Here is a 20976-nt window from a genome sequence, read left to right as displayed (position 1 = left end):
TATGGTTTTATTCTTACTTATTTCCGCCGTCTTGTCAGCAACTCCCAAGTTTCTCCACCAACAATGCCATCAGCTTCTAAACCAAAGCGCTTTTGTAAAGCTTTGACAGCAACTTCAGTTTCAGTCCCAAAATCACCATCAGGATTAGCTGCTAAATAACCAAGTCTTTTTAAATGTTGCTGTGCTTGAGTAACTTCAGAACCGCGCATTCCAATTCTTAAAATCGGCATTCCGCCAACAGTATATTGAATACCAGGTTTTGGTGTAAAGGTTGTTTTCGAGGTACGGTTTGTGGATGATGATGCAGTTTGTCGAGAACGATTTGATGTTGAATTCTGGGCAGAACCAGTTTTCTGTTGATTTCGATTAGTTGTAACGGGACGAACAGTTTCCATCGGTTGGGGAGTTTTTTTCTGATTCGATGTTACAGGTTTTACTGCTACTTCTGAATTTCTGCTTTGTTGGTTTCTAGTTGTTTGAGTTGGACTTGGAAATGGTGTTGGTGATGTTAATCCAGAGTTAGCATTAACAATTGTTGCTTCACCAGGAAATAAGCGTTGCCAAGTTGCAGCATCAACAGTATTATCTACTTTTAAACCAGCTGCTTGCTTAAATTTAGAAACACCAGCAGCGGTAGCATCGCTGTAAATACCATCAACAGCACCATCGTAAAAGCCTAAAAACTTCAAAGCTGCCTGTAACTCGGAAACAGATTCTCCTTGACTACCAGGTGCTAAGTTAGGACGTTTGATAGAACCAGTAGAAATAACTTGAGCGATTTGTTGTGTAGATGTTGTTTCTGCTACGGATGGAGTAGCCAAAAGTAGGGGTGTTGATGTCAATATAATTAAGCTCTGAAATTTCCTCACAGAACTTTTTGGCAAGAGACTAAATGACTTTAAGTAGCTTATTTTGCCTGACTTGATTTTGTAGTTCATAAATTTTGCCCCCGAATATCTCAAGCTAATAGTACAATTGCTCTCGCTAACGCGACAACTCAGTCGATAGACACAAACAAACTAAATTATGGAACAGACTATACAACCCCCATATCTATCTCAATTAGGTTCCTGTTCCCATGATTCAGTAACCTAAAACACATTTAAATTGTACAGTCATTGGTACTGATTGTTTACAGACGAAAATGTTCCATCAAATACTGTTGGAAGCGAATTAGTCACTAGAAGGACAATATAGTGGATACGGTTCAGTTAAGCCCGAAATCCTCTATAGAGACTCGAAATTAGGCGGTATAGCGGCTTCTATTAAGTAGCAAGCTACGCGTTCCTACATGGCGAAATTAATACCAAAAATCTTTAACTTAATCGTATTGCAATATAGTCATGGTAAATATTTGCGTAAAAAATCTACACAGGTAGCATTGCTATGTGCCTACAAGAGTTTCAGATGATTAATGATTATGAGATTAGTTTAATTGTTTCAAAGGAATTTGAATCCAGAATTCTGTACCGATATTAGGGTTCGATAAGCACGTCATTATACCTTGATCGTGGTTAGCGAAATTTGATAGCTAATCCTAATGCAGTACCTTTACCTACTGCTTTGGTGGTGAAAAATTGATTAAACACTTGTTTTTTGATGGATTCATCCATGCCTTAAGTAACTCGCCCAATATTTAGAGATAAAGCACAGTGTTCCGTTGATACCCATGAGTCATAATCTGACTTTCGTGCTTTCTTTTGACGGTGCAGTAGTTACTGGGAAAAAGCGGATATCTTGATCTGGCTACTTAACAGGCTATTACGCACCAGCTGAGTTCGACCTCTGTGGAACACTATGCACTTCCAATTATCCCATTTTCATGTGTTCTGGTGTACGCAGTTCATGATGGCTACTTAACTGATTTAAGCGATTACAGGGTGGAAGTAGAAAGCAAAACCCAGCACAATATAAGCTGCCAATAACAGAGTTCCTTCCAACCAATTAGATTTACCATCAGAACTGATAGTATTGGCAATTAAAACCGATACGGTTACAGCCACCAATTCAAAGGGATTAAAATCTAAATCCATTGGTTGTCCAAAAATCCACCCGGCAATCACCAAAACTGGTGCGACAAATAGGGCAATTTGCATACTTGATCCCACTGCCACCGAAACCGACAAATCCATCTTATTTTTCATTGCCACAGTTACAGCAGTCGCATGTTCAGCAGCATTACCAATGATGGGAACGAGAATCACACCTGTGAATAATGCAGTTAAACCCAATTGGGACGTGGCAACTTCCAAAGAATCCACCAGCATTTCCGATTCCACAGCCACCAGCAGCGTACATACCAAAAGTATCCCAGACCATAGCCAAACATTAGGTTTATGTTGGGGAGTCTCCGGGTCTTCATCTTCAGTTTCTGCAACCCCAACATCATATAAGTAAGCGTGGGTTTTCATCGAAAACACTAGAGTCAAAGCATAGACAATAATTAATACCACGGCAACCGCCACAGAAAGCCGTTGAATCGTCACCTCATCAATACCTTGAGAAGTATAATTCATTGCCGTTGGTAGCAAAATTGCAATCACAGCCAAATTCATTGATGCGGCATTGACACGGGCTACAATCGGTTGGAAGGTTTGTTCTTTGTAGCGAATTCCCCCCAGTAGCATCGACAAACCCATCACTAGTAATAGGTTGCCAATAATTGAACCTGTGATACTAGCCTTAACTACACTTACCAATCCTGCCCGCAAAGCAACCAAGGCAATAATTAACTCTGTGGCGTTACCAAATGTAGCATTTAATAAACCCCCCATTGCTGGACCTAGTACCACAGCAATTTCCTCTGTAGCGGTACCCATCCAACCCGCTAATGGCAGAATTGCCAATGCTGCGGTGATGAAAACTACCAATTCTCCCCATTCCAGGAAATGCGCGGCTAAAGAAACCGGAATAAACAGCAATAGTACGAGAAATATAATATTCTTTACTGACATTTTTCACCTATACTCAACACCACAAGTTACAAACAGGAGTCGGACTTAAGCCTACAGATCAAACCTGGACTTAATTATTGCCGGATTTTTGTCTGAGTCAAGACTCCCCTTACTAGAATAGCCTTAAGCCTATAGGGAAACGGCTCCGAATTTGTACTGTTTTAAGTTTGCTAACTTCCTTGTTAACTTAAATTCACTAAATGTCTCAATTTAGGAATTAATTCTTAGGAAAAGTTAAAACAATAAACCAAGAACATACATGAAAAATGCGGTTTAATAAATTAAGACAGTCTTAAGTTTTTAGCTTTTGCCACCACGTAACCTGACAACTAGTTATTGCTATGTCCTGAGAGGTTATAATGGCAAAGACATGGCTGGAGAACAACAACCCATATACGACAGCAGAATTTGTACAAGATAACGGAGTTTATGATTGATAGTTGTGACTTGTACTGATTGTGCTAAATGTAAGCTTAAAAATTTTTCAGGTTGATTGTTCTCGACATCATTGCAAGTTTATCTGTAATTTGGAATAGTTTTGCATGAATTCTGCTGCTAAGTTGCCAGCTACCACTGGTTTTGACTTGACATTGCCAGACACTTCTACACCCGAACCCTTAAAACCGGCTGCGGGTGTTTATGTCACGGTACATGGACATTTTTACCAACCACCACGGGAAAATCCATATTTAGATGCCATTGAACGTCAACCTGGTGCTGCACCATTTCACGATTGGAATGAGCGTATTCATCACGAGTGTTATCGTCCAAATGCCTTTGCGCGGGTGTTAAACAACCGGGGTGAATTGCTGGGGATCGTAAATAATTACGAATACATGAGTTTTAATATTGGTCCAACGCTGATGTCATGGTTGGAAAGACATGATGTTGAAGTGTATCAGCGGATATTGGAAGCAGATCGTAAAAGCTGTGAAAGATTGAACGGACATGGAAACGCGATCGCGCAAGTATACAATCATATAATTATGCCGTTGGCGAATGAGCGGGATAAATACACGCAGATTCGCTGGGGGAAAGCAGACTTCAAATCCAGATTTGGACGTGATCCCGAAGGTATGTGGCTGGCAGAAACAGCCGTAGACTATGCAACCTTAGAGGCTTTGGTAGCTGAGGGGATCAAGTTTATTGTTTTAGCACCATCCCAAGCACAGCGTTGTCGATTCCTACCAAACAATGAAAATAGTGATCCCGAATGGCATGAAGTGGGAGGAAGTCAAATTGATCCCACCCGTCCCTATCGTTGCTATCTCAAAGACGGTTCTCGCAACTCCTACATAGATATCTTTTTCTACGATGGTCCAATTTCCCGTGATATGGGCTTTAGTGATGTCGTGTTCAACTCGAACCATTTTGCTGGGAGAATTGCCGCAGCTATCCGTGGGGATCACCGTCCTGCACAGTTAATTTCGGTAGCAACCGATGGTGAAACCTTTGGACATCACAAAGCTGGAACTGAAAAAACCCTCGCTTATGCCTTCATTGGGGAATTTCCCCGTCAAGGTTGGACTGTAACTAACTTTGCCCATTACCTCAGCATCAATCAACCAACTTGGGAAGTGGAAATTAAACCTGTCACCGCTTGGAGTTGCGCCCACGGTGTAGATAGATGGCAAGATGATTGTGGTTGTGGTGGTGCGCCAGGATGGCATTTAAAATGGCGTAGACCATTGCGGGATGCCCTAAATTGGTTACGGGATCAACTAACTCAGGTGTATGAAAAGCATGGGAAATTATTTTTCCGTGATCCTTGGCTAGCCCGCGACGAGTATATTGATGTAATGCGCGATCGCACTCCGGAAAATGTCCGCCGTTTTCTGCAAACTCATCAAATTCATAAACTCTCTGCATCTGAACAAGTTGACGCTTTACGACTCCTAGAAATGCAGCGTCACGCCTTACTCATGTTTACCAGTTGTGGTTGGTTTTTTGAAGAAATTTCCCGCCCTGAAGGTACCCAAATTCTTCGTTATGCGGCGCGTGCTTTGGAATTAGCGGGGGATGTAGCTGGATTACAGCTAGAAAAATCATTTATTAAACGTCTTGCCCTAGCACCCAGTAATATCGAGAGTTTTGGTAACGCTGCTGAAGTCTACCACCAACTGGTGTTAACAGCACAAGTCAGTTTCCGTCAGGTTGCCGGACATTATGCGATCGCGTCTTTGTTCAATGGGCATCATTCCGCCACTGATAACCAAAAACATGTCTATTGCTACACTGCCACTGAGCAAGATTACCACCTCGAAAGGATGGGATCTTTAACCCTCGCGGTTGGACATTTAACCCTAGTGTCAGAAATTACTTGGGAAAAAGAAGACTTGGTTTTTGCAGTCCTCCATTTAGGTGGTTGGGACTTCCACTGCTGCATCCAACCCTTTGAAGGCAGACGCAGCTACAGCCAAATTCGAGAACAGTTATTTACAGCACTCCAACAGGCAAGTGCAGCACATGTCATCGTCGTGATGACACAGCTATTTGGAGAGCAATCCTTTAGTCTCCAAAATCTCTTTGCTGAAGAACGTCATCGGTTGATGCGACTTCTGAGTCAAGAAACATTAACAAGACTTGATCAACTTTATACCCAAACATATCGGGATAATTACGGAATTATTATGGCATTCCATCGTGACGGACTAGCAGCCCCCCAAGAGTTGCAAGTGGCAGCCGAGATTGCCCTCGGACAAAGATGTATGGCGATATTAAAAGCTTTAGAGCAAGAGATCACAGAACCTGTTGCCAGTGGGAATCATCTCTCAGAATTAGAAGCATTAGCCACCGAGGCTAAACATTTACAATGCAAAATTGATACAAGTATCATCAAAAAAATCTTCGAGCAATTGATCATGCGATCGCTTTGGCAATTATTGCATGATTCCCACGATGATTTAGCAGCAGATATTAAGCGCCTCGAACGTCTTATTTCAGTCGGACATCAACTAAACTTAGGAGTCACCTTAGAACGATCCCAAGAACTGTACTTTCATCATCTCCATCATCGTATTCTGCCAGAATGCGCTCATGCAGTCACCCATCAGCAAGATACATCTAAATATCAACAGCTTTTACAGATGGGACAAACATTAGCAGTTGATGTGACCCCTTGGTTAAATAAATTAACACTCAGTAAATAATCATAAAAAATCCCAGTCTGGGAAATTATTTCTCAGACTGGGTATTTAACTCACTGAAGATGTTAGGGAAAATCAAATACTGATGTTGAAGTGCAGTTAATTTCTCAAATTAACCAGCGAAAACTGATTTACCAGCACTAGATGAAACTTTTTGGTTAACAACTTGAGTTAAAGACTCTGTTCCACCACCACCAACTTTAAATAATGAATTAATTTGGTTGCTTTCTGCAAAGAAGTTGCCGAATTCGCTTAAACCAGTTGCACCACCTGCAACTACATCTAGTTCATCAGCGGAAAGTTCGATTGCTTCGTTTTTGATTTCGTGTGACATGATTCAATACTCCGTTAAATTAGTTGTGTAAATTAATTGATTTAGGGTGCGGCAGAAACCCACCGCTGAGACTTATTAAATTAACCAGCGAAAACTGATTTACCAGCACTAGATGAAACTTTTTGGTTAACAACTTGAGTTAAAGACTCTGTTCCACTAGCACCAACTTTAAATAATGAGTTAATTTGGTTGCTTTCTGCGAAGAAGTTGCCGAATTCGCTTAAACCAGTTGCACCACCTGCAACTACATCTAGTTCATCAGCGGAAAGTTCGATTGCTTCGTTTTTGATTTCGTGTGACATGATTCAATACTCCGTTAAATTAGTTGTGTAAATTAATTGATTTAGGGTGCGGCAGAAACCCACCGCTGAGACTTATTAAATTAACCAGCGAAAACTGATTTACCAGCACTAGATGAAACTTTTTGGTTAACAACTTGAGTTAAAGACTCTGTTCCACTAGCACCAACTTTAAATAATGAGTTAATTTGGTTGCTTTCTGCGAAGAAGTTGCCGAATTCGCTTAAACCAGTTGCACCACCTGCAACTACATCTAGTTCATCAGCGGAAAGTTCGATTGCTTCGTTTTTGATTTCGTGTGACATGATTCAATACTCCGTTAAATTAGTTGTGTAAATTAATTGATTTAGGGTGCGGCAGAAACCCACCGCTGAGACTTATTAAATTAACCAGCGAAAACTGATTTACCAGCACTAGATGAAACTTTTTGGTTAACAACTTGAGTTAAAGACTCTGTTCCACTAGCACCAACTTTAAATAATGAGTTAATTTGGTTGCTTTCTGCGAAGAAGTTGCCGAATTCGCTTAAACCAGTTGCACCACCTGCAACTACATCTAGTTCATCAGCGGAAAGTTCGATTGCTTCGCTTTTGATTCCGTTTAACATAATTCTGATTCCGTTAATTAGTTGTGTGTGTTGTGGTGTTTTTCACCCTCATGATTACATCTAGGGATGGGTTTTTGATTTCATGCAGTTTTTTGGGGGATAAAATCAGAAAAAATTTCTGAATTCTCAAAAAGCACACGCTGTAAGCTTTTCAAGCAAATATATATTTTCAATAGTCCTTCTTAGGGACGAAGAATCTTGCGGAGACGCTACTCAAGTTATGATTTATTCCTATGCAAAAGTAGAACCCCAACTTCTATATACAAAAGTTGGGGTTCTAAGATCTATGTTACATACCCAGATACCTTGCAGTATCTAGTCCAGGGGTGGGACTCTCCCCTTTCTTTAATGCCCGAAGGGCTATAGTGAATTCGGGTATGCCCTACCCTTGTTAGATTACTGAGGCAGTGCGCTGGGTGGCTATGCCGACTTGAAGGAACTGCCGTCCAAATTCTTTTTTTTATTTGAAACTCATACCCAATTTTTCGGTAAAAATCAAAGTGCGTAGCTTGTTTACTACCATAGGTATCACTTAAATATCACTCGTGAGACTATTGCACTCACCATTTCACAAATAAATATCACACTCTCCAAGCTGGAAAGGGAAACCTAAACTAGCTGTAATTTTGTTTCTAAACCAGAGGCAATCAAACTAATCATTTGTAAGATGGCGGCTCGATCGCCCATTCTACACCTTGCGTACAATAATTTCACATCTACCAGTCCAGCATTGATTGCTGATGTATTTAGCGCACCTTCACGAGCAGCTTGATTGTTGTTTGCACAAGCTGTAAAAAGCATTATCCCTGCCATCGTATACACATCTAACATTGGTTCATCATTATTGTGGGGGTTAATGACTTTGGGAAACTCTGATAGGGGATGAACAAATTGCTCGAAGGTTAATTGAGTCATGGTTTTAGCCGATTCGATACTTTAATTGGGTTTGAAGCTGGGTACATCTGTGCTGTTTTCGGACTAGATGTTCCGACGTGGAAGTCAATTGTATCTGCACTTACTGGTTATTGGGAGATTTTATTCTGGAATTTCAGCAACTAATTTTCAGCAACTAATATAGCTATAGTCTGTCCGAATGCAACTCTAAAAGTCTTCAGTGAGATTTCTATACGTCTAATTACGTACATAAACCTTAAAGTTTCTCATGTCCTAAATTCAACTCCAGCATATATACTGAGAAAGGAGGGAAAAACTCTGAAAATCCTTAACTGAGTTAGCTTTTAGAGTGAAGAGCTGGCTTCCGGGGTGTTCTGCCTTTTTTGTTTTTTAATTGCCTACTGCTCCACATCTTAATACTAATCTTGTCATTTTTATTTGTCAACATGTCATTTAAAAAAGACTAACAAGATTGTCCTGCTTTTATGATGTCATGAGCGAATATAAAAGGTAGGTGGTAATTATCGAATTGAGTGGTCAAACAATATGTCTGATAGAAGGCGTTCTGAAGATTACAAACAAGTTAGTGGTTACATACCCATTGATTTAGCGCGGGAGTTCAAAAGTCTATGCGCTCGTGAGGGTATTTCCCAGAGTGATGCATTGGAAGAAATGACTCGTGAGTGGATAGCCAGAATCAATGGCTCTGCGGCTATAGCCAAACCCGTGCCGATGGAAACAATTGCCGATGTGGTGACAGCTAATATTGCCAAACTCAAGCGCTGCGGGGTGAAGAATCTGCAAGCGATCGCAAAAGGGGAAGTACTGCCAACACCTGGTGATTTTGCAATCATTACATCTGCTTTAGGTATTCCGGAGGAGGAGCGAAAAATAATTTGGCAAAAAACTTTCAAAATTTCCGTGTTTTCCGATTCTGGCAGTGTAAATGTATATAACAACTCTGGAAGTATAAAAGGATATGAGCACAGGTATTCTTAGGATACTAAATCTGCCCGGATGGAACTACAAGATCTCTCACGAAGGAATTTCCATTCTCGCGCCCACAAAGCAAGATGCAACTTATCTTGCTCAGGGCTACGGAGAAGCCCTAAGTGAAACTGCGGCAAAAATTAATGGAAAGGTAAGAATTAAATGGAGGGGTTGCAAAAACCCCATTGAATTCTTCGGCTGGATGACATCGGCAGCAATGCCTACACCATCAGAAACCGCCGAGAGAATCCTGTATTCTGGAGGTTCAGTTTTCTGTAGTCAGTTACATATACCCGCCGAGTTACTATATCGGATGGTTAACGCTGCCGAAAATGAACGTCCCATCAGCATAGTCAGACAGGACACTCGTAAGCAAATCATTGTCAATCAGGCGATGGCTGATATGTTACAAACACCTCCAGAGGTGGCAACACAAAGGGTAATGACTCAGTTTTGGCTACCTGAGGACTTAGACGAATTAGAAAGTAAGCTCCACAATGATGGACGCTTCACTTGGACTTATGCGGCTGGCTTGAATGAACAAACTTGGGCAATTCTTACCACCCAGTTTGAAGCATTCGAGGCGGAAGGTGTGTGGTATCGGCAGGGAACCTGCCTATCTACTCCTCAGATTGTGCCAATTCCAGAGGGAGCCTTTGCTCCAGCTTAAAGAGATAAATCAAGAATACTCTGTCAAGCTCTTCGGGGTGCATTTCTTCAATTTTGGAAGTGCAGGAACACCAAAGAAGGATAGGAGATAATTTGGTTGGAGCGGCTGCCAAAGTCTTCACTGTTTTGAGTGAAAAGTTGGTTGCCTTCATTGTTGAATATTTTTTTGTTATCAGAGTTTTTTGGGTAGATAAAAGCCAATAGATATTTTGTGGCGCTGTGCTTAAGAGTATGGTGTTGCTGAACTTGGAAATTCAGCAACACCAGAAATGCTTTTACAGGTTGGCTCTACTCCTTGAGGCTGCCTTCAAAAAATCTTGGGGTTGCTCTTGAAGATACTCTTTAAGGCAACATTGATCCGGGAGATTAGTCTACATATTGGACTACATCTTCGGTTTTAAAACGTACTTTTGGTCTTTCCGCGCTGTGATCATCGGCTGCGCGATACCCTGCGGGACAAGCAACTGCGGTTTTATAGCCTTGGGCAGCTAGTCCTAGTACTTCGTCGTACTTACTGGGCATTAAACCTTCCATAGGACATGTATCTATACCCAACATAGCAGCAGACGTCATGAATTGACCCAAGGCAATGTACAGTTGACGAATTGACCACTCATCAATATTCAAAGGATAGGGAGGTTTCTCGATGAAGCCTTTGACGACTGCACCAAATTTCTGAAGGTTGTCCACTGGTACTTGTTGAACTTCTGCCATCCGCTCAAGGTAGCGTTCGACATCATCACCGTTAATATCCTGCTTAATTGTAAATACCACCAAATGGGATGCATCGACAACTTGAGCTTGTCCCCAGGAATGCGGCAGTAGTTGCTGACGAATTTCTGGATTCCGAACAACAATAAATTTCCAGGGTTGCAGCCCAAAGGATGAGGGTGCCAATACCATGCTTTGTTCTAATGCATTCCAGATATCATTTGGGATTTTTTTAGTTGAATCAAATTTTTTAGTGGCATAGCGCCAGTGTAATTGCTGGAGAACGGTTTCAGGGGTAGAAATTTGACTACTCATACAGAGACTCTCAATTGATTACCAAATATAACGATATACGACTTGCGTACTTGTTCTGGTGTCAAGTCGATTAAATATCTACATAACCATAAGAATAAAATTGAAATATTACTACTGGGCGATCGCATAAATCCACCAATACCTGTTATCACTTAGGTTAATATGATTTGTGTTGTCTGTACTGCTGGTGACAAATGTACTGGATTGAAAAGACGAGAAGTTAAATCAACTTACCTAGAACAGAAGTAATAGGGAATAAATTTTAATGGCTAAGGCTAAACTCCGCTAACATTTCTCCTGGTATAGATACTCCATGTAGCTTCTCCTAGAGACAGCTACTTATATGGCATGGATGGCAAACTTCATTTAAATTTTTTATGCCTTCTGCGGTTCTGACTCGGCAGTTTCGTCGCTTGTGGCAGCCAAGAAAAGGTTTGGCGATTGCTGAAGCTTCAGTAATTGGATTAGTGGCGGCGTTTTCGGCGGTATTCCTCAAGGTTGGTTCGGGTGCTTTGGGTGCATGGAGGGTACATGTGTCCCACTTGCTACCTGTGTGGGTGGCTTTACCTTTACTGGGTTTGGCTGGGGGTTATTTAGCAGGGTTGTTGGTGGAAAGGCTAGCACCAGAAGCATCTGGTAGTGGGATTCCCCATGTGAAGGCAACACTGGCAAACATTCCGATGAAGTTGTCTTGGCGGGTTGCTGGAATTAAGTTAATTAGTGCGATGATTGTAATTGGAGCGGGGATGACACTGGGTCGTCAAGGTCCGACGGTACAGGTGGGCGCTGGTTTGGCGGCGGGGATGAGTCGTTTGGTGCCAACTTCACCGGATCATCGTCGGCAGATGGTGGCTGCGGGGGCTGGGGCTGGTTTAGCAGCGGCTTTTAATGCTCCCTTGGCGGGGGTATTATTTATTGTTGAAGAATTACTGCAAGATTTGTCTGGGATGACTTTAGGTACTGCCATCATCGCTTCGTTTATTGGTGGTGTTGTCTCACGGATGTTGGGTGGAGGCAATTTATTGTTGAATCCACAATTAACCCAATATGCTAATTCGACGATTACAGATATTCCGGTTTATTTGATTTTGGGGGTTTTGGCTGGTTTACTGGCTGCTTTATTTAATCGTGGTTTATTAGCAAGTATTAAATTATATCGACTGCTACATCTAAGTTTGTCTCTGAGAGTGGCTCTAGCAGGCTTGGTTTCTGGAATTATAGTGGCGATTTTGCCAGATTCTTTCCGTGATAATACTGGTTTAAGGGAATTTGTAATTGCTGGTTCTGTGAATGTTTCTGTGGTAGCGATCGCGTTCTTGGCTCAGTTCATTTTAACTCTGATTGCCTTTGGTTCGGGGGCACCGGGAGGGCTGTTTGCACCGAGTTTAATTTTGGGTTCCTGCTTGGGCTACCTGGTGGGGAGTTTACAATCGCATTTTCTCGGAATAGGTTCACCGACAACCTGCGCTTTAGCTGGGATGGGGGCTTTTTTTAGTGGTGTTTCTAAGGTGCCAATTACGGCAATTGTGATTGTTTTTGAGATGACGACGGATTTTAATTTGGTGCTACCGTTGATGATTTGTTCGGTGACATCTTATTTGGTGGCAGATAAGTTATTGCCGGGTTCACTATATGATCGGATTTTACAACTGAATGGCATTGATATTCAAAAGCAAAGCTCTATGGAAGGAGTTTTGACGAAATTAACAGCTAAAAGTGTAATGCAACCCAGGGTGGAGAGTTTGGATGCACAAATGACGGTGGAAGAAGCTGTCCAAGCATTTGCGCGATCGCATCATCGGGGCTTCCCGGTGGTGGATAATGGAAAGTTGGTGGGAATTATTGCCCAAAGTGATTTACTCAAGGTACGGGAGAAGAATTTAGAGATAGATACTCCTTTGCGGGAGGTTATGACACCAAAACCGGTGACGGTGACTTTGACGCATAATTTGAGTAATGTGTTGTATTTATTAGATAGATATCAAATTAGTCGTTTACCTGTGGTGGAAGGAAGACGTTTAATTGGGATTATTACCCGTGCTGATATTATCCGTGCCGAAGCTGATCACCTCAACTGTGAAAACCCCGATAAAGGACCTCAGCCTGAACCATCATACGTTGTTTATCAAACGCGATCGCCTAGCATCGGCAGGGGTAGGTTATTGGTACCTGTGGCAAATCCCGATACTGCGGGGATACTTTTAGATATGGCAATGGCTATTGCCCGTGAGCGTCATTATGAGGTTGAATGTATTCAGGTAATTTTGGTTTCTCGTCATAGTTCCCCAACGGAAACTCCTGTAAATACTACTAAAAGCCGACGTTTACTCAAACAAGCGGAAACTTTGGGGAGGAAATTCCAAATCTCGGTACATACCCAAATCCGTGTCACCCATGACGTGAGTCAAGCAATTCTGGAAACTATCAAGGAACGTCATATTGACTTGATTTTAATGGGTTGGAAGGGGAATACTTCAACTCCCGGTCGAATATTTGGGAATGTTGTGGATACGGTGGTGAGGCAAGCTAGTTGTGATGTGGTGTTGGTGAAGTTTGGCAAAATTAAAGAGAATTATCCAAATTTCAATCATTGGTTAATTCCGATGGCAGGAGGTCCTAATGCTTGGGCTGCTATTAAACTATTACCAGCTTTGATGACTTTGAGTAAAGATCCTCAAATCAGGTTAGCGAGGGTTTTTCATCCGTCGGAAACCACTCCAGATATGTCTATTTTAGAACAAGCCGTAAAATTACTGATTCGCAGTCGGAAAATTGAAAGCCCAATTATGTCTATACCAATTAAAGCTGAATCTGTTTCTGAGGGTGTAATTAGTCTGGTAAATACCGTTGGTTATGATGTAGTGGTTTTGGGTGCTAGTCGGGAAGGAATGCTACAACAAGCCATTAAGGGGAATATCCCAGAAGCGATCGCATCTGGTGTAGAAAGCACTGTTATATTAGTTCGGGGAAGTAATTGATTCTCAATTACATATTTTCTTCAGCAAATTATGTTGTTTCTACTATTTTCGTTCGCAAGAGAAATAGTTAATAATAAACTCAGGTGGATATTTACTGAGTTAAAAAATGAACTTGAGTATTCGCCACTGGTTGGCGGAAAAAAAACAGCAAAGTTACCATAAACAGTCTTTTTGCACTGACGTTACAGCTAGACTATCTTTCAGTATTATTGCTGATTTAGAGGTTAAAAGTTTAACAACTTTTGATTTATGTCCTCTAGCTGAGATTTTAGAATTACCCCTAAGTGTAGTTTGGCAAGAAGTTGAATTTGTGGCGACTGTGACTGAGAATCTTTTAAACAATCTCAGTCAAAAAAAGCCGTTGAAACGGAATGAGGGAGTATGGTTAACTTTTCAAATTGCCTATCTAAGGGGTTTGAAACAAGTTATTGAACAGGAGATTAATTTATGTAAGCCTTGGCTAGCAAGATCAAGTCAGAACAATCTAAGTTCAGCTACTAGTATGTTAGAGCCAAACGATTTGGTTTGCGAGTATTTTTTACCAGATGTTCAACTTAAAGGGTTACTGAAAACGATTCGTCCTGGTAAACTAAATGATAATCAGGCAGAGCAAGCTTTGTCATTGTTGGATGAATCGCTGCTAGTACAGCAATTCAAGCAAGTGACTGTGGCTTGGCTAATGGCAAATGGAGCTGAGGAAAATGTTGCTAAACTAATTGTCCAACGTTTGGGTTATGGTTTAGCGGGGCATTTATTGGCAGCTGTAGCCGAAAATGCTGCACCATTAGCTCAATTGCAGAAGTTTGTCAGGCTAGGAAATCCTCTACCAGGAAATTTAGCATATCAAAGTACCCAAGCTACAGATACAATTGATTTGGTAAGGGAGCAGTATCGCGCACATTTGCTTCAACAAGCCTCTGAACCGCTGTTTTTAGAAGTTTTTTCCTTAAAGGACATTTATGTTCCTCCCAAAGGTTTACCGATTGGGGAAAATGTTTTTGAGTCGGTGGATTTGATTCAATGGGTTGAACAACAACTTCATAACACCCAAAGTCTGACTGTTATTGAAGGTGTAGCGGGAATTGGGAAAACTAGTTTTTGTCAGGTTTTGGCAAATCAGGTAGCAACAAAGTTGTATCCAACATGGATGCCAATTTTAATTAGGCTACGGGATATTATTTATAGTGAGGATTTGGCTGAAAGTCTAAATCGGGCTTTTTTTGCGAACTCACAAGTACATTTAGCTGAATGGTTGGAAAATCCAAGTTTACGCTGTTTGTTAATCCTAGATGGTTGGGATGAGTTACCACCGTCTGAAAAAGTTGATAAAGTGAAGTTTTTGCAGCAACTTTTGGATTTGCAGTCACATTCACATCATCATGTGGTTTTGACGAGTCAACCAGGAAAATTGGTAGATATTTTAGGAGAACTTTCCCCACAATTCCAACGGATTTGTATCCAGTTATGGGAACCAAATCAATTACGTCAATGGTTTCAACTTTGGGGTAAAGTGCTATCAATGCCACTTTCCCAAAATTTGTTTACCTTTTTCAAGCAAGCAGGATTATTTAAAGCAAATTCTCTGTCACCAGAACTTTCAGTGATGGTACGTCAACCACTGATGTTATATTTGCTGGGAGTTTTATATCGAGATGGATTATTAGACGAGGAGATTTTGAAGTTAGCCTATAGTACCAAAAAAATCGGTGCTGCTACTCTGATGTGGGAAATTTACCAACGTTTGAGTTTTTGGTTATTGGGGTATCCCCATCGATGTGGTGTGAAACCGATTTTAATTCGGGAAACTGAGACACATATCCATCGTACTCAAGATGCGATCGCATTCCAACTCCAAGGGCTAAAACCTCAAGATTTACTCCAGAAAATCAAAGCTGTGAGTTTACAGATTTTACAATCACAGCAGGGTATTACTGTGGTGGATGTGGAAACAAGTCGGCTTTTACCAAGTTTTTAGGACTTACGCATTGACGGGATGGTAAAATAATGCATTGGAAAACGGTGTCGTCTACTTTCAAGGTATCGGACAATTAGAGAAATCAGCAAACCCTCGACAGCACAATGTAATTTGGAACATTACACCCTGTTCTTGCTATCGGAGCCAAAGCATGGAGGGTGCAGTCGATTGGCAGAAATCTTGGGAGATGTTTCACATGATAGTGTGAATAGGTTTTTGCTGAGAGAAAGATACGAGCCAAAAGATTTATTTGACATAGTAAAAGAGATAATCAATATAGAAGGAGGGATTTTAAGTGTTGATGATACAGTAATAGAAAAGCTGTACAGCAACCCAAAATACGCAGAATTAATTGGATATTTTTGGTCTGGTAAATATCATAAAACGATTAAAGGTTTAAATTTAATAACACTTTATTACAGCGATATTCGAGGCAATTGTGTTCCCATAAATTACAGGATATACGATAAGAAGGAGGGAAAAACCAAAAATGATTATTTCCAAGAGATGCTAATAGAAGTGACTGATTGGGGATTAAAGCCGCGAATAGTCACAGGGGATAGTTGGTACTCAGGAGTAGAAAATCTGAAATTTTTGAGAAACCAGAAATTAGGTTTTTTATTCGGAGTTGAAAAAAATAGAACAGTATCAAATGAGCCTGGAAAGTACTGTCAGGTAAGTACTTTAGAGATTTACGATGAAGGTTTGATAACTCATTTAAGAGAATTTGGATTTGTAAAGTTGTTTAGGAAAGTGTTTAAGAAAGAAGACTCTAGACACTACATATTTTATCAGCCTGATGACGAGAATCAGAAAGAAGTCTTACAACAAATAACTAGAACTGAATTTATCACTATTCATGACACACATTGGGGTATTGAAAGTTTCCATAGAGCAGTAAAACAGCTATGTGGCATTTGTAGGTTTATGGTTAGAGATAGCCACGCAATCAAAACACATATATTCTGCTCACTTCAAGCATTTGTTCGTTTAGAGAAAATGCGTTCTGAAAACATCATTGACAATTGGTATGAAGTACAAAGGAATCTATTCACAAAAGTTATTCGTGAATATGTTTTGGATAACTTGAATGCTAGTTGTGCCGCTTGAATACATAAACTAGCTTTCCTGTCAATGCGTAAGTCCTAGTTTTTATTTTAAATCTCTCGTTGGGCAATCTCAAAAGTTACCTCAGCAGTTAAATATAACTACTAAACATCAATTTAATCCTATTTCTGTTTCTAGAAAAGTCCATAACCCTGAATGGATAGGAGATGCAGAGGAGAGTATACAGGATTCTGAACTTAACTTTCAAACACCAAAGTTTTTAAAAACTGAATTTTACCAGGGAAAACTGGGTGAATTTCTCTGTGCTAAAGCCATAATTCAACAAATTAAACTAATTATTCAATCTCAACCCGATAACTATGGGGGGTCAATTTTCGTGATGTCATCACCACAGCAACTTGCCCAACATATATACAGTTTACTTGGTTATGGCATTCTCAGCAGCGAAATTCGAGAATTAGTCATTGCTGGATTGCGAAAAGAACCGCAACGAGAATTCTCATTTGTAGCACTATGCGATCGCTTGGGAGAATTTTGGTATGCTTACTGTCGTGGGCGTTGGTTTGATGAAGGTTGGGCACATGAAGCTTGGAAGTATTTTCGCTCTTTAAATAATCCCATCAATGTTGAACAGGTAAATACGGCAGTAGGAATAAATCTCTTTTTCCTCCTCTGTGCATTTCACCGTGAAGCTAATCTGCAATTTTCTCCTTGTCATCACCCCCAAACTGGAGAACTCTTAAATCCTGAAGCTCTACTATTATTGATTAATAAGAGCATTATCTTCTCAAATCACACATTTGCTCATTGTATTCGTGCTGAAGGATTAATTAATCTGAATTTAACAGGTACCGAATTAAGTGGAGTGATGCTAGTTGCTGCTAACTTGGTAGGGGTAAACTTAGCAGATAGTAAAATAGTTGCTGCTAATTTAACCCAAGCGCAACTACAAAATAGTAACCTTGCAGGGGCAAACCTTACAGGGGCGAACCTCACAGGGGCAAACCTCACAGGGGCGAACCTTACAGGGGCAAACCTCACAGGAGCAAACCTCACAGGGGCGAACATCCACAACGCCATCTTCACCAATGCCTGTCTAGATAGTGCCATCTTAGCAGAGTGCGATCGCCAAACTGCAAAACTCAATGGGGCAATGTTCTCTCTAGAAGAATATAAACTCCTCAGGAACTTACTCATTCAACATTCCCGGCATCAAATCACTAACTCCAATACCAGCACTAACATCTGGTTAGATAAAATGACAGATATGGGAATCATCGAAAGTGCTGAAGGGGAGATGACTTCCGAAGACTTTGATTACGAAGTTGAAAATCAAACTATTTTGGAAGTTTCAAGAAAAGGGGAATAATTACTCAACTGCTTTGCATCTACCACAATTAGACCCCTCCAATTTTTATGAATTGTTGCGATAACCAAAAAAGTTAATACTATAATCTGTAATCTTTACCCCCGTCTTTTCCTCAATTTCCCGAATCAAATCTGGTGGTAACTCCACATGAACATCTAAAATTTGTTCAGTATCCAAGCAATTTACATGACTGTGGGAATCACTAATATTGCCATACAAACGACCATCACAACGTTCAATACATTCAATAATCCCTTGGGAAGACAAAGCTTCTAGATTCTGATACACAGAAGTATGACCGATATCTTTACCCAAATGATTTAAACGATCATAAATTTCCCTTGCTGATAAATGTTCTTGAGCTTGCCACAGTAATTCTAAAATAAAACGACGCTGACGACTAACCCGCATCCCCAAGGTTTGACATCTCTCAAGTGCATCTTCTAATGAACGTATTGGCTTTTGTTGTATCGATACAGATGGCTTTTGCATTTGTAAATTGATTTATTAATCTGGTAGTTTTCGCTGTTTGTTTATGCTTGTTTATGCTTAGTTCTTATTTTATCAAGAAAGAATTGATGATGTAGAATCTTGCATGTAGCTTAAGTCTTGTTTTCAGTATGATTAACTACACTTGTTTTTAGTTGAAGCTAGACTAGGTAGGTGAGAACATCAATATCTCAAGTATACTAAATAATCTACAGCCAGAGCTTAAACATTTGCACTTAGATATATACACTGATTGATGAGCAAGATTTATAACTAATCATAATTCCGTCTTCTGCTTTTGGTGACATCTAAGGTCATGAACATATCAGCGAATGAGTCATGTAAGTGGATACTTCTATTTTTCTCACTAAAACAAACTCATTACAACTTTAGCTTAAAATTGCTATTAGCGTCTACAAAAAAAATAGCCGAGAGAATCTCGACTAAAGTCAACTTGCCTAAAAACCTCTTGTTTTCTGCTAGTTAACAGGTAAGCTAAAACGCACTTAATTTGTAATCCCGAAAACCTTACAGCAAGGCTTTCACGTTTTAAAAGATGTCATTTAGGTGTGTCTAAGCTTAATAGCTTACAAGTATTTTCAGGTGAGTAGAACACGTTATGGGGGTAAAGCGCATTGCTAAACCCCTACAGTTGGCGTGGTTCAAATAGGTGAAAACTGCTGTACAATAGGCAACCTTTTGGAGATGGGGAATTCAACCCCATAACTTCGTTAATCAGAAATTTTCAAATTCTCTTGATCTCAAAACTTACGCAAGTGTCACAATAGTTTGCCGGAAAAAGCAATTAAGCGACAATTTCTCTCCGTTACAAAACATACTCATTACTTATTACTCATTACTTGTTTTTTACCCCTTACATCCTAGAGATTGACGAGTTTCTACCCCAGTCTTTGGGTTCACTCCGCTAGCGTTGACACAAAGCTTTTGAACTTCGGTACGATCTAAAACAGCATTGGTAAAATCAGCACCAGTCACATCCACATCACTAAAAGCTGAACGTAACATCATCGCATTAGTAAAAACCGCATCGCTGAGATTTGCACCCTTAAAATCAGATAGATAAGCAATTCCTTCGCTAAAATCGATCCCCTGAAGGTTTGCATCATGTAACATCGAACCATTAAAAACGGCTCCACGCAAATCGGCAGCACTAAAGTTTGCTTTCTCTAAATTCACACTAGTGAACTCCTCTGCAATTAAACTTTGTCCAGAAAAATCTTTACCCTTCAAGCTTCCGGCAACTATTGAACCCGTTACTGCCGAAGAACTTGCAGCATATGCAGGTGTAGAAGATGCAAAAATCACAAAAGTTAAAACCAAGCCAACCAAAAACTGCCAAAATTTCATGCTCTTAAGTTACAAACTGTAAAGATTCACAATATTTTATTAAAATATCACTTCGAGGTGGTCGGTAGCAGATAAATAACTCCAGATATCACCGTCATCACCACAGAAATCCAAAAAGCAATAATTGCTGATAAGTACCAAGTATTGGGTAAAGGTGCAATTAATAGGGCTATGGCGATTATTTGACTAACCGTTTTGAGTTTACCCCAAATATTCGCCCCGGAAATGGTAGTTTGGTTCACGCGCCAACCAGCGATCGCTAATTCTCTTCCGAGTATGATAAATACAGCATAAGCCGGAATTTGCTGAAGTTGAATTAAGGATAATAAAGGGGCTAATACTAACAATTTGTCAACTAAAGGATCTAAAAATTTACCTAAATCAGTAATTTGATTTAGTTTCCTTGCTAAGTATCCATCTAACCAATCAGTTAAAGCACAAACAAGGAATATTCCTAGACATATCCATCTTGCTTGTACTGTGGGATTGTTTAATCCATATAGTAAAAAAGGTATACCTAAAAGTCGAGAAAAAGTAATAGCGTTGGGTATATTCATGAACAATCAGTTATCAGTGAACAATTAACAGTTATCAATAATCGTAGGAGTTACGCAACTGGCGTATTTTTTCCTATGGTAGGCAAAACACAGTGTGGATTTTTCTTCCGCACTAAAGTTTCGTTGTCTAACAATGCGATTATATTTCGACATGGCAGTGAGATTTATAACGTCACGTATCCAGCTTTACTTGTGATACTGGCGTAAGTTATGAATCAGTTAATAATTATCAACATGTATTCACTGTTTACTG

At 40.3% G+C, this 20976-nt stretch carries 18 protein-coding genes; 7 read left to right on the top strand and 11 right to left on the bottom strand.

Features of this window, described 5'->3' with window-relative positions:
* Positions 1-17: 17 nt before the first annotated feature.
* Positions 18-842 (bottom strand): peptidoglycan-binding domain-containing protein, encoded by an 825-nt coding sequence (locus tag CAL6303_RS21615; RefSeq protein WP_238993725.1) that lies wholly within the window; start codon positions 840-842, stop codon positions 18-20.
* 1023 nt (positions 843-1865) lie between these two features.
* Positions 1866-2954 carry a calcium/proton exchanger gene (cax, locus tag CAL6303_RS21610; protein ID WP_015199959.1) on the bottom strand — a complete coding sequence of 363 codons (1089 nt, stop codon included), beginning with the start codon at positions 2952-2954 and terminating at the stop codon, positions 1866-1868.
* Positions 2955-3496: 542 nt separating this feature from the next.
* Here cax and CAL6303_RS21605 point away from each other — a divergent pair.
* A complete protein-coding gene (locus tag CAL6303_RS21605; protein WP_015199958.1) occupies positions 3497-6103 on the top strand; it encodes a DUF3536 domain-containing protein in 2607 nt (868 codons plus the stop codon).
* 109 nt (positions 6104-6212) lie between these two features.
* On the opposite strand, the gene CAL6303_RS21600 is transcribed toward CAL6303_RS21605, so the two are convergent.
* The 5 genes from CAL6303_RS21600 to CAL6303_RS21580 all read right to left on the bottom strand — a co-directional run bounded on the left by CAL6303_RS21600 (position 6213) and on the right by CAL6303_RS21580 (position 8255).
* The gene (locus tag CAL6303_RS21600) at positions 6213-6434 is read right to left on the bottom strand and encodes a CTB family bacteriocin (protein ID WP_015199957.1); all 222 of its coding nucleotides are present in this window, start codon (positions 6432-6434) and stop codon (positions 6213-6215) included.
* 80 nt (positions 6435-6514) lie between these two features.
* On the bottom strand, positions 6515-6736 hold the full coding sequence (locus tag CAL6303_RS21595) for a CTB family bacteriocin (RefSeq protein WP_015199956.1): 222 nt from the start codon (positions 6734-6736) through the stop codon (positions 6515-6517).
* A gap of 80 nt (positions 6737-6816) precedes the next feature.
* On the bottom strand, positions 6817-7038 hold the full coding sequence (locus CAL6303_RS21590; protein ID WP_015199956.1) for a CTB family bacteriocin: 222 nt from the start codon (positions 7036-7038) through the stop codon (positions 6817-6819).
* Positions 7039-7118: 80 nt separating this feature from the next.
* Complete coding sequence (locus tag CAL6303_RS21585; RefSeq protein ID WP_015199955.1) at positions 7119-7340, bottom strand: CTB family bacteriocin; 222 nt, start codon at positions 7338-7340, stop codon at positions 7119-7121.
* Positions 7341-7949: 609 nt separating this feature from the next.
* Positions 7950-8255, bottom strand: coding sequence for a hypothetical protein (locus CAL6303_RS21580; RefSeq protein ID WP_015199954.1), 306 nt, complete (start codon positions 8253-8255; stop codon positions 7950-7952).
* A 525-nt stretch (positions 8256-8780) separates the two neighbouring features.
* On the opposite strand from CAL6303_RS21580, the gene CAL6303_RS21575 reads away from it, so the two are divergent.
* A complete protein-coding gene (locus tag CAL6303_RS21575; RefSeq protein WP_015199953.1) occupies positions 8781-9233 on the top strand; it encodes a ribbon-helix-helix domain-containing protein in 453 nt (150 codons plus the stop codon).
* Positions 9214-9894, top strand: a complete 681-nt coding sequence (locus CAL6303_RS21570) for a PAS domain-containing protein (protein ID WP_015199952.1) — start codon at positions 9214-9216, stop codon at positions 9892-9894. The genes CAL6303_RS21575 and CAL6303_RS21570 overlap by 20 nt, the downstream gene beginning before the upstream one ends.
* A 365-nt stretch (positions 9895-10259) precedes the next feature.
* Here CAL6303_RS21570 and CAL6303_RS21565 read toward each other — a convergent pair whose 3' ends face one another.
* Complete coding sequence (locus CAL6303_RS21565; RefSeq protein ID WP_015199951.1) at positions 10260-10919, bottom strand: NAD(P)H-dependent oxidoreductase; 660 nt, start codon at positions 10917-10919, stop codon at positions 10260-10262.
* Between the two features lie 377 nt (positions 10920-11296).
* Here CAL6303_RS21565 and CAL6303_RS21560 point away from each other — a divergent pair, with 377 nt between their 5' ends.
* From CAL6303_RS21560 to CAL6303_RS31650, 4 genes are all read left to right on the top strand, one after another.
* Positions 11297-13897 carry a chloride channel protein gene (locus CAL6303_RS21560; protein WP_015199950.1) on the top strand — a complete coding sequence of 867 codons (2601 nt, stop codon included), beginning with the start codon at positions 11297-11299 and terminating at the stop codon, positions 13895-13897.
* Positions 13898-14003: 106 nt separating this feature from the next.
* A complete protein-coding gene (locus CAL6303_RS21555) occupies positions 14004-15872 on the top strand; it encodes an NACHT domain-containing protein (RefSeq protein WP_015199949.1) in 1869 nt (622 codons plus the stop codon).
* A gap of 132 nt (positions 15873-16004) precedes the next feature.
* The gene (locus CAL6303_RS21550) at positions 16005-16982 is read left to right on the top strand and encodes a transposase (protein WP_083866358.1); all 978 of its coding nucleotides are present in this window, start codon (positions 16005-16007) and stop codon (positions 16980-16982) included.
* Between the two features lie 337 nt (positions 16983-17319).
* Positions 17320-18309 carry a pentapeptide repeat-containing protein gene (locus tag CAL6303_RS31650; protein WP_015199948.1) on the top strand — a complete coding sequence of 330 codons (990 nt, stop codon included), beginning with the start codon at positions 17320-17322 and terminating at the stop codon, positions 18307-18309.
* A gap of 45 nt (positions 18310-18354) precedes the next feature.
* Here CAL6303_RS31650 and CAL6303_RS21540 read toward each other — a convergent pair whose 3' ends face one another.
* The 3 genes from CAL6303_RS21540 to pgsA form a co-directional block, all read right to left on the bottom strand.
* A complete protein-coding gene (locus CAL6303_RS21540) occupies positions 18355-18801 on the bottom strand; it encodes a Fur family transcriptional regulator (protein ID WP_015199947.1) in 447 nt (148 codons plus the stop codon).
* An 864-nt stretch (positions 18802-19665) separates the two neighbouring features.
* On the bottom strand, positions 19666-20166 hold the full coding sequence (locus CAL6303_RS21535) for a pentapeptide repeat-containing protein (protein ID WP_015199946.1): 501 nt from the start codon (positions 20164-20166) through the stop codon (positions 19666-19668).
* Between the two features lie 47 nt (positions 20167-20213).
* Positions 20214-20723 (bottom strand): CDP-diacylglycerol--glycerol-3-phosphate 3-phosphatidyltransferase, encoded by a 510-nt coding sequence (pgsA, locus tag CAL6303_RS21530; protein WP_015199945.1) that lies wholly within the window; start codon positions 20721-20723, stop codon positions 20214-20216.
* Between the last annotated feature and the right edge of the window lie 253 nt (positions 20724-20976).

It is taken from the genome of Calothrix sp. PCC 6303 (assembly GCF_000317435.1).
GTDB lineage: Bacteria > Cyanobacteriota > Cyanobacteriia > Cyanobacteriales > Nostocaceae > PCC-6303.
This window is presented reverse-complemented; position numbering and strand designations above follow the sequence as displayed.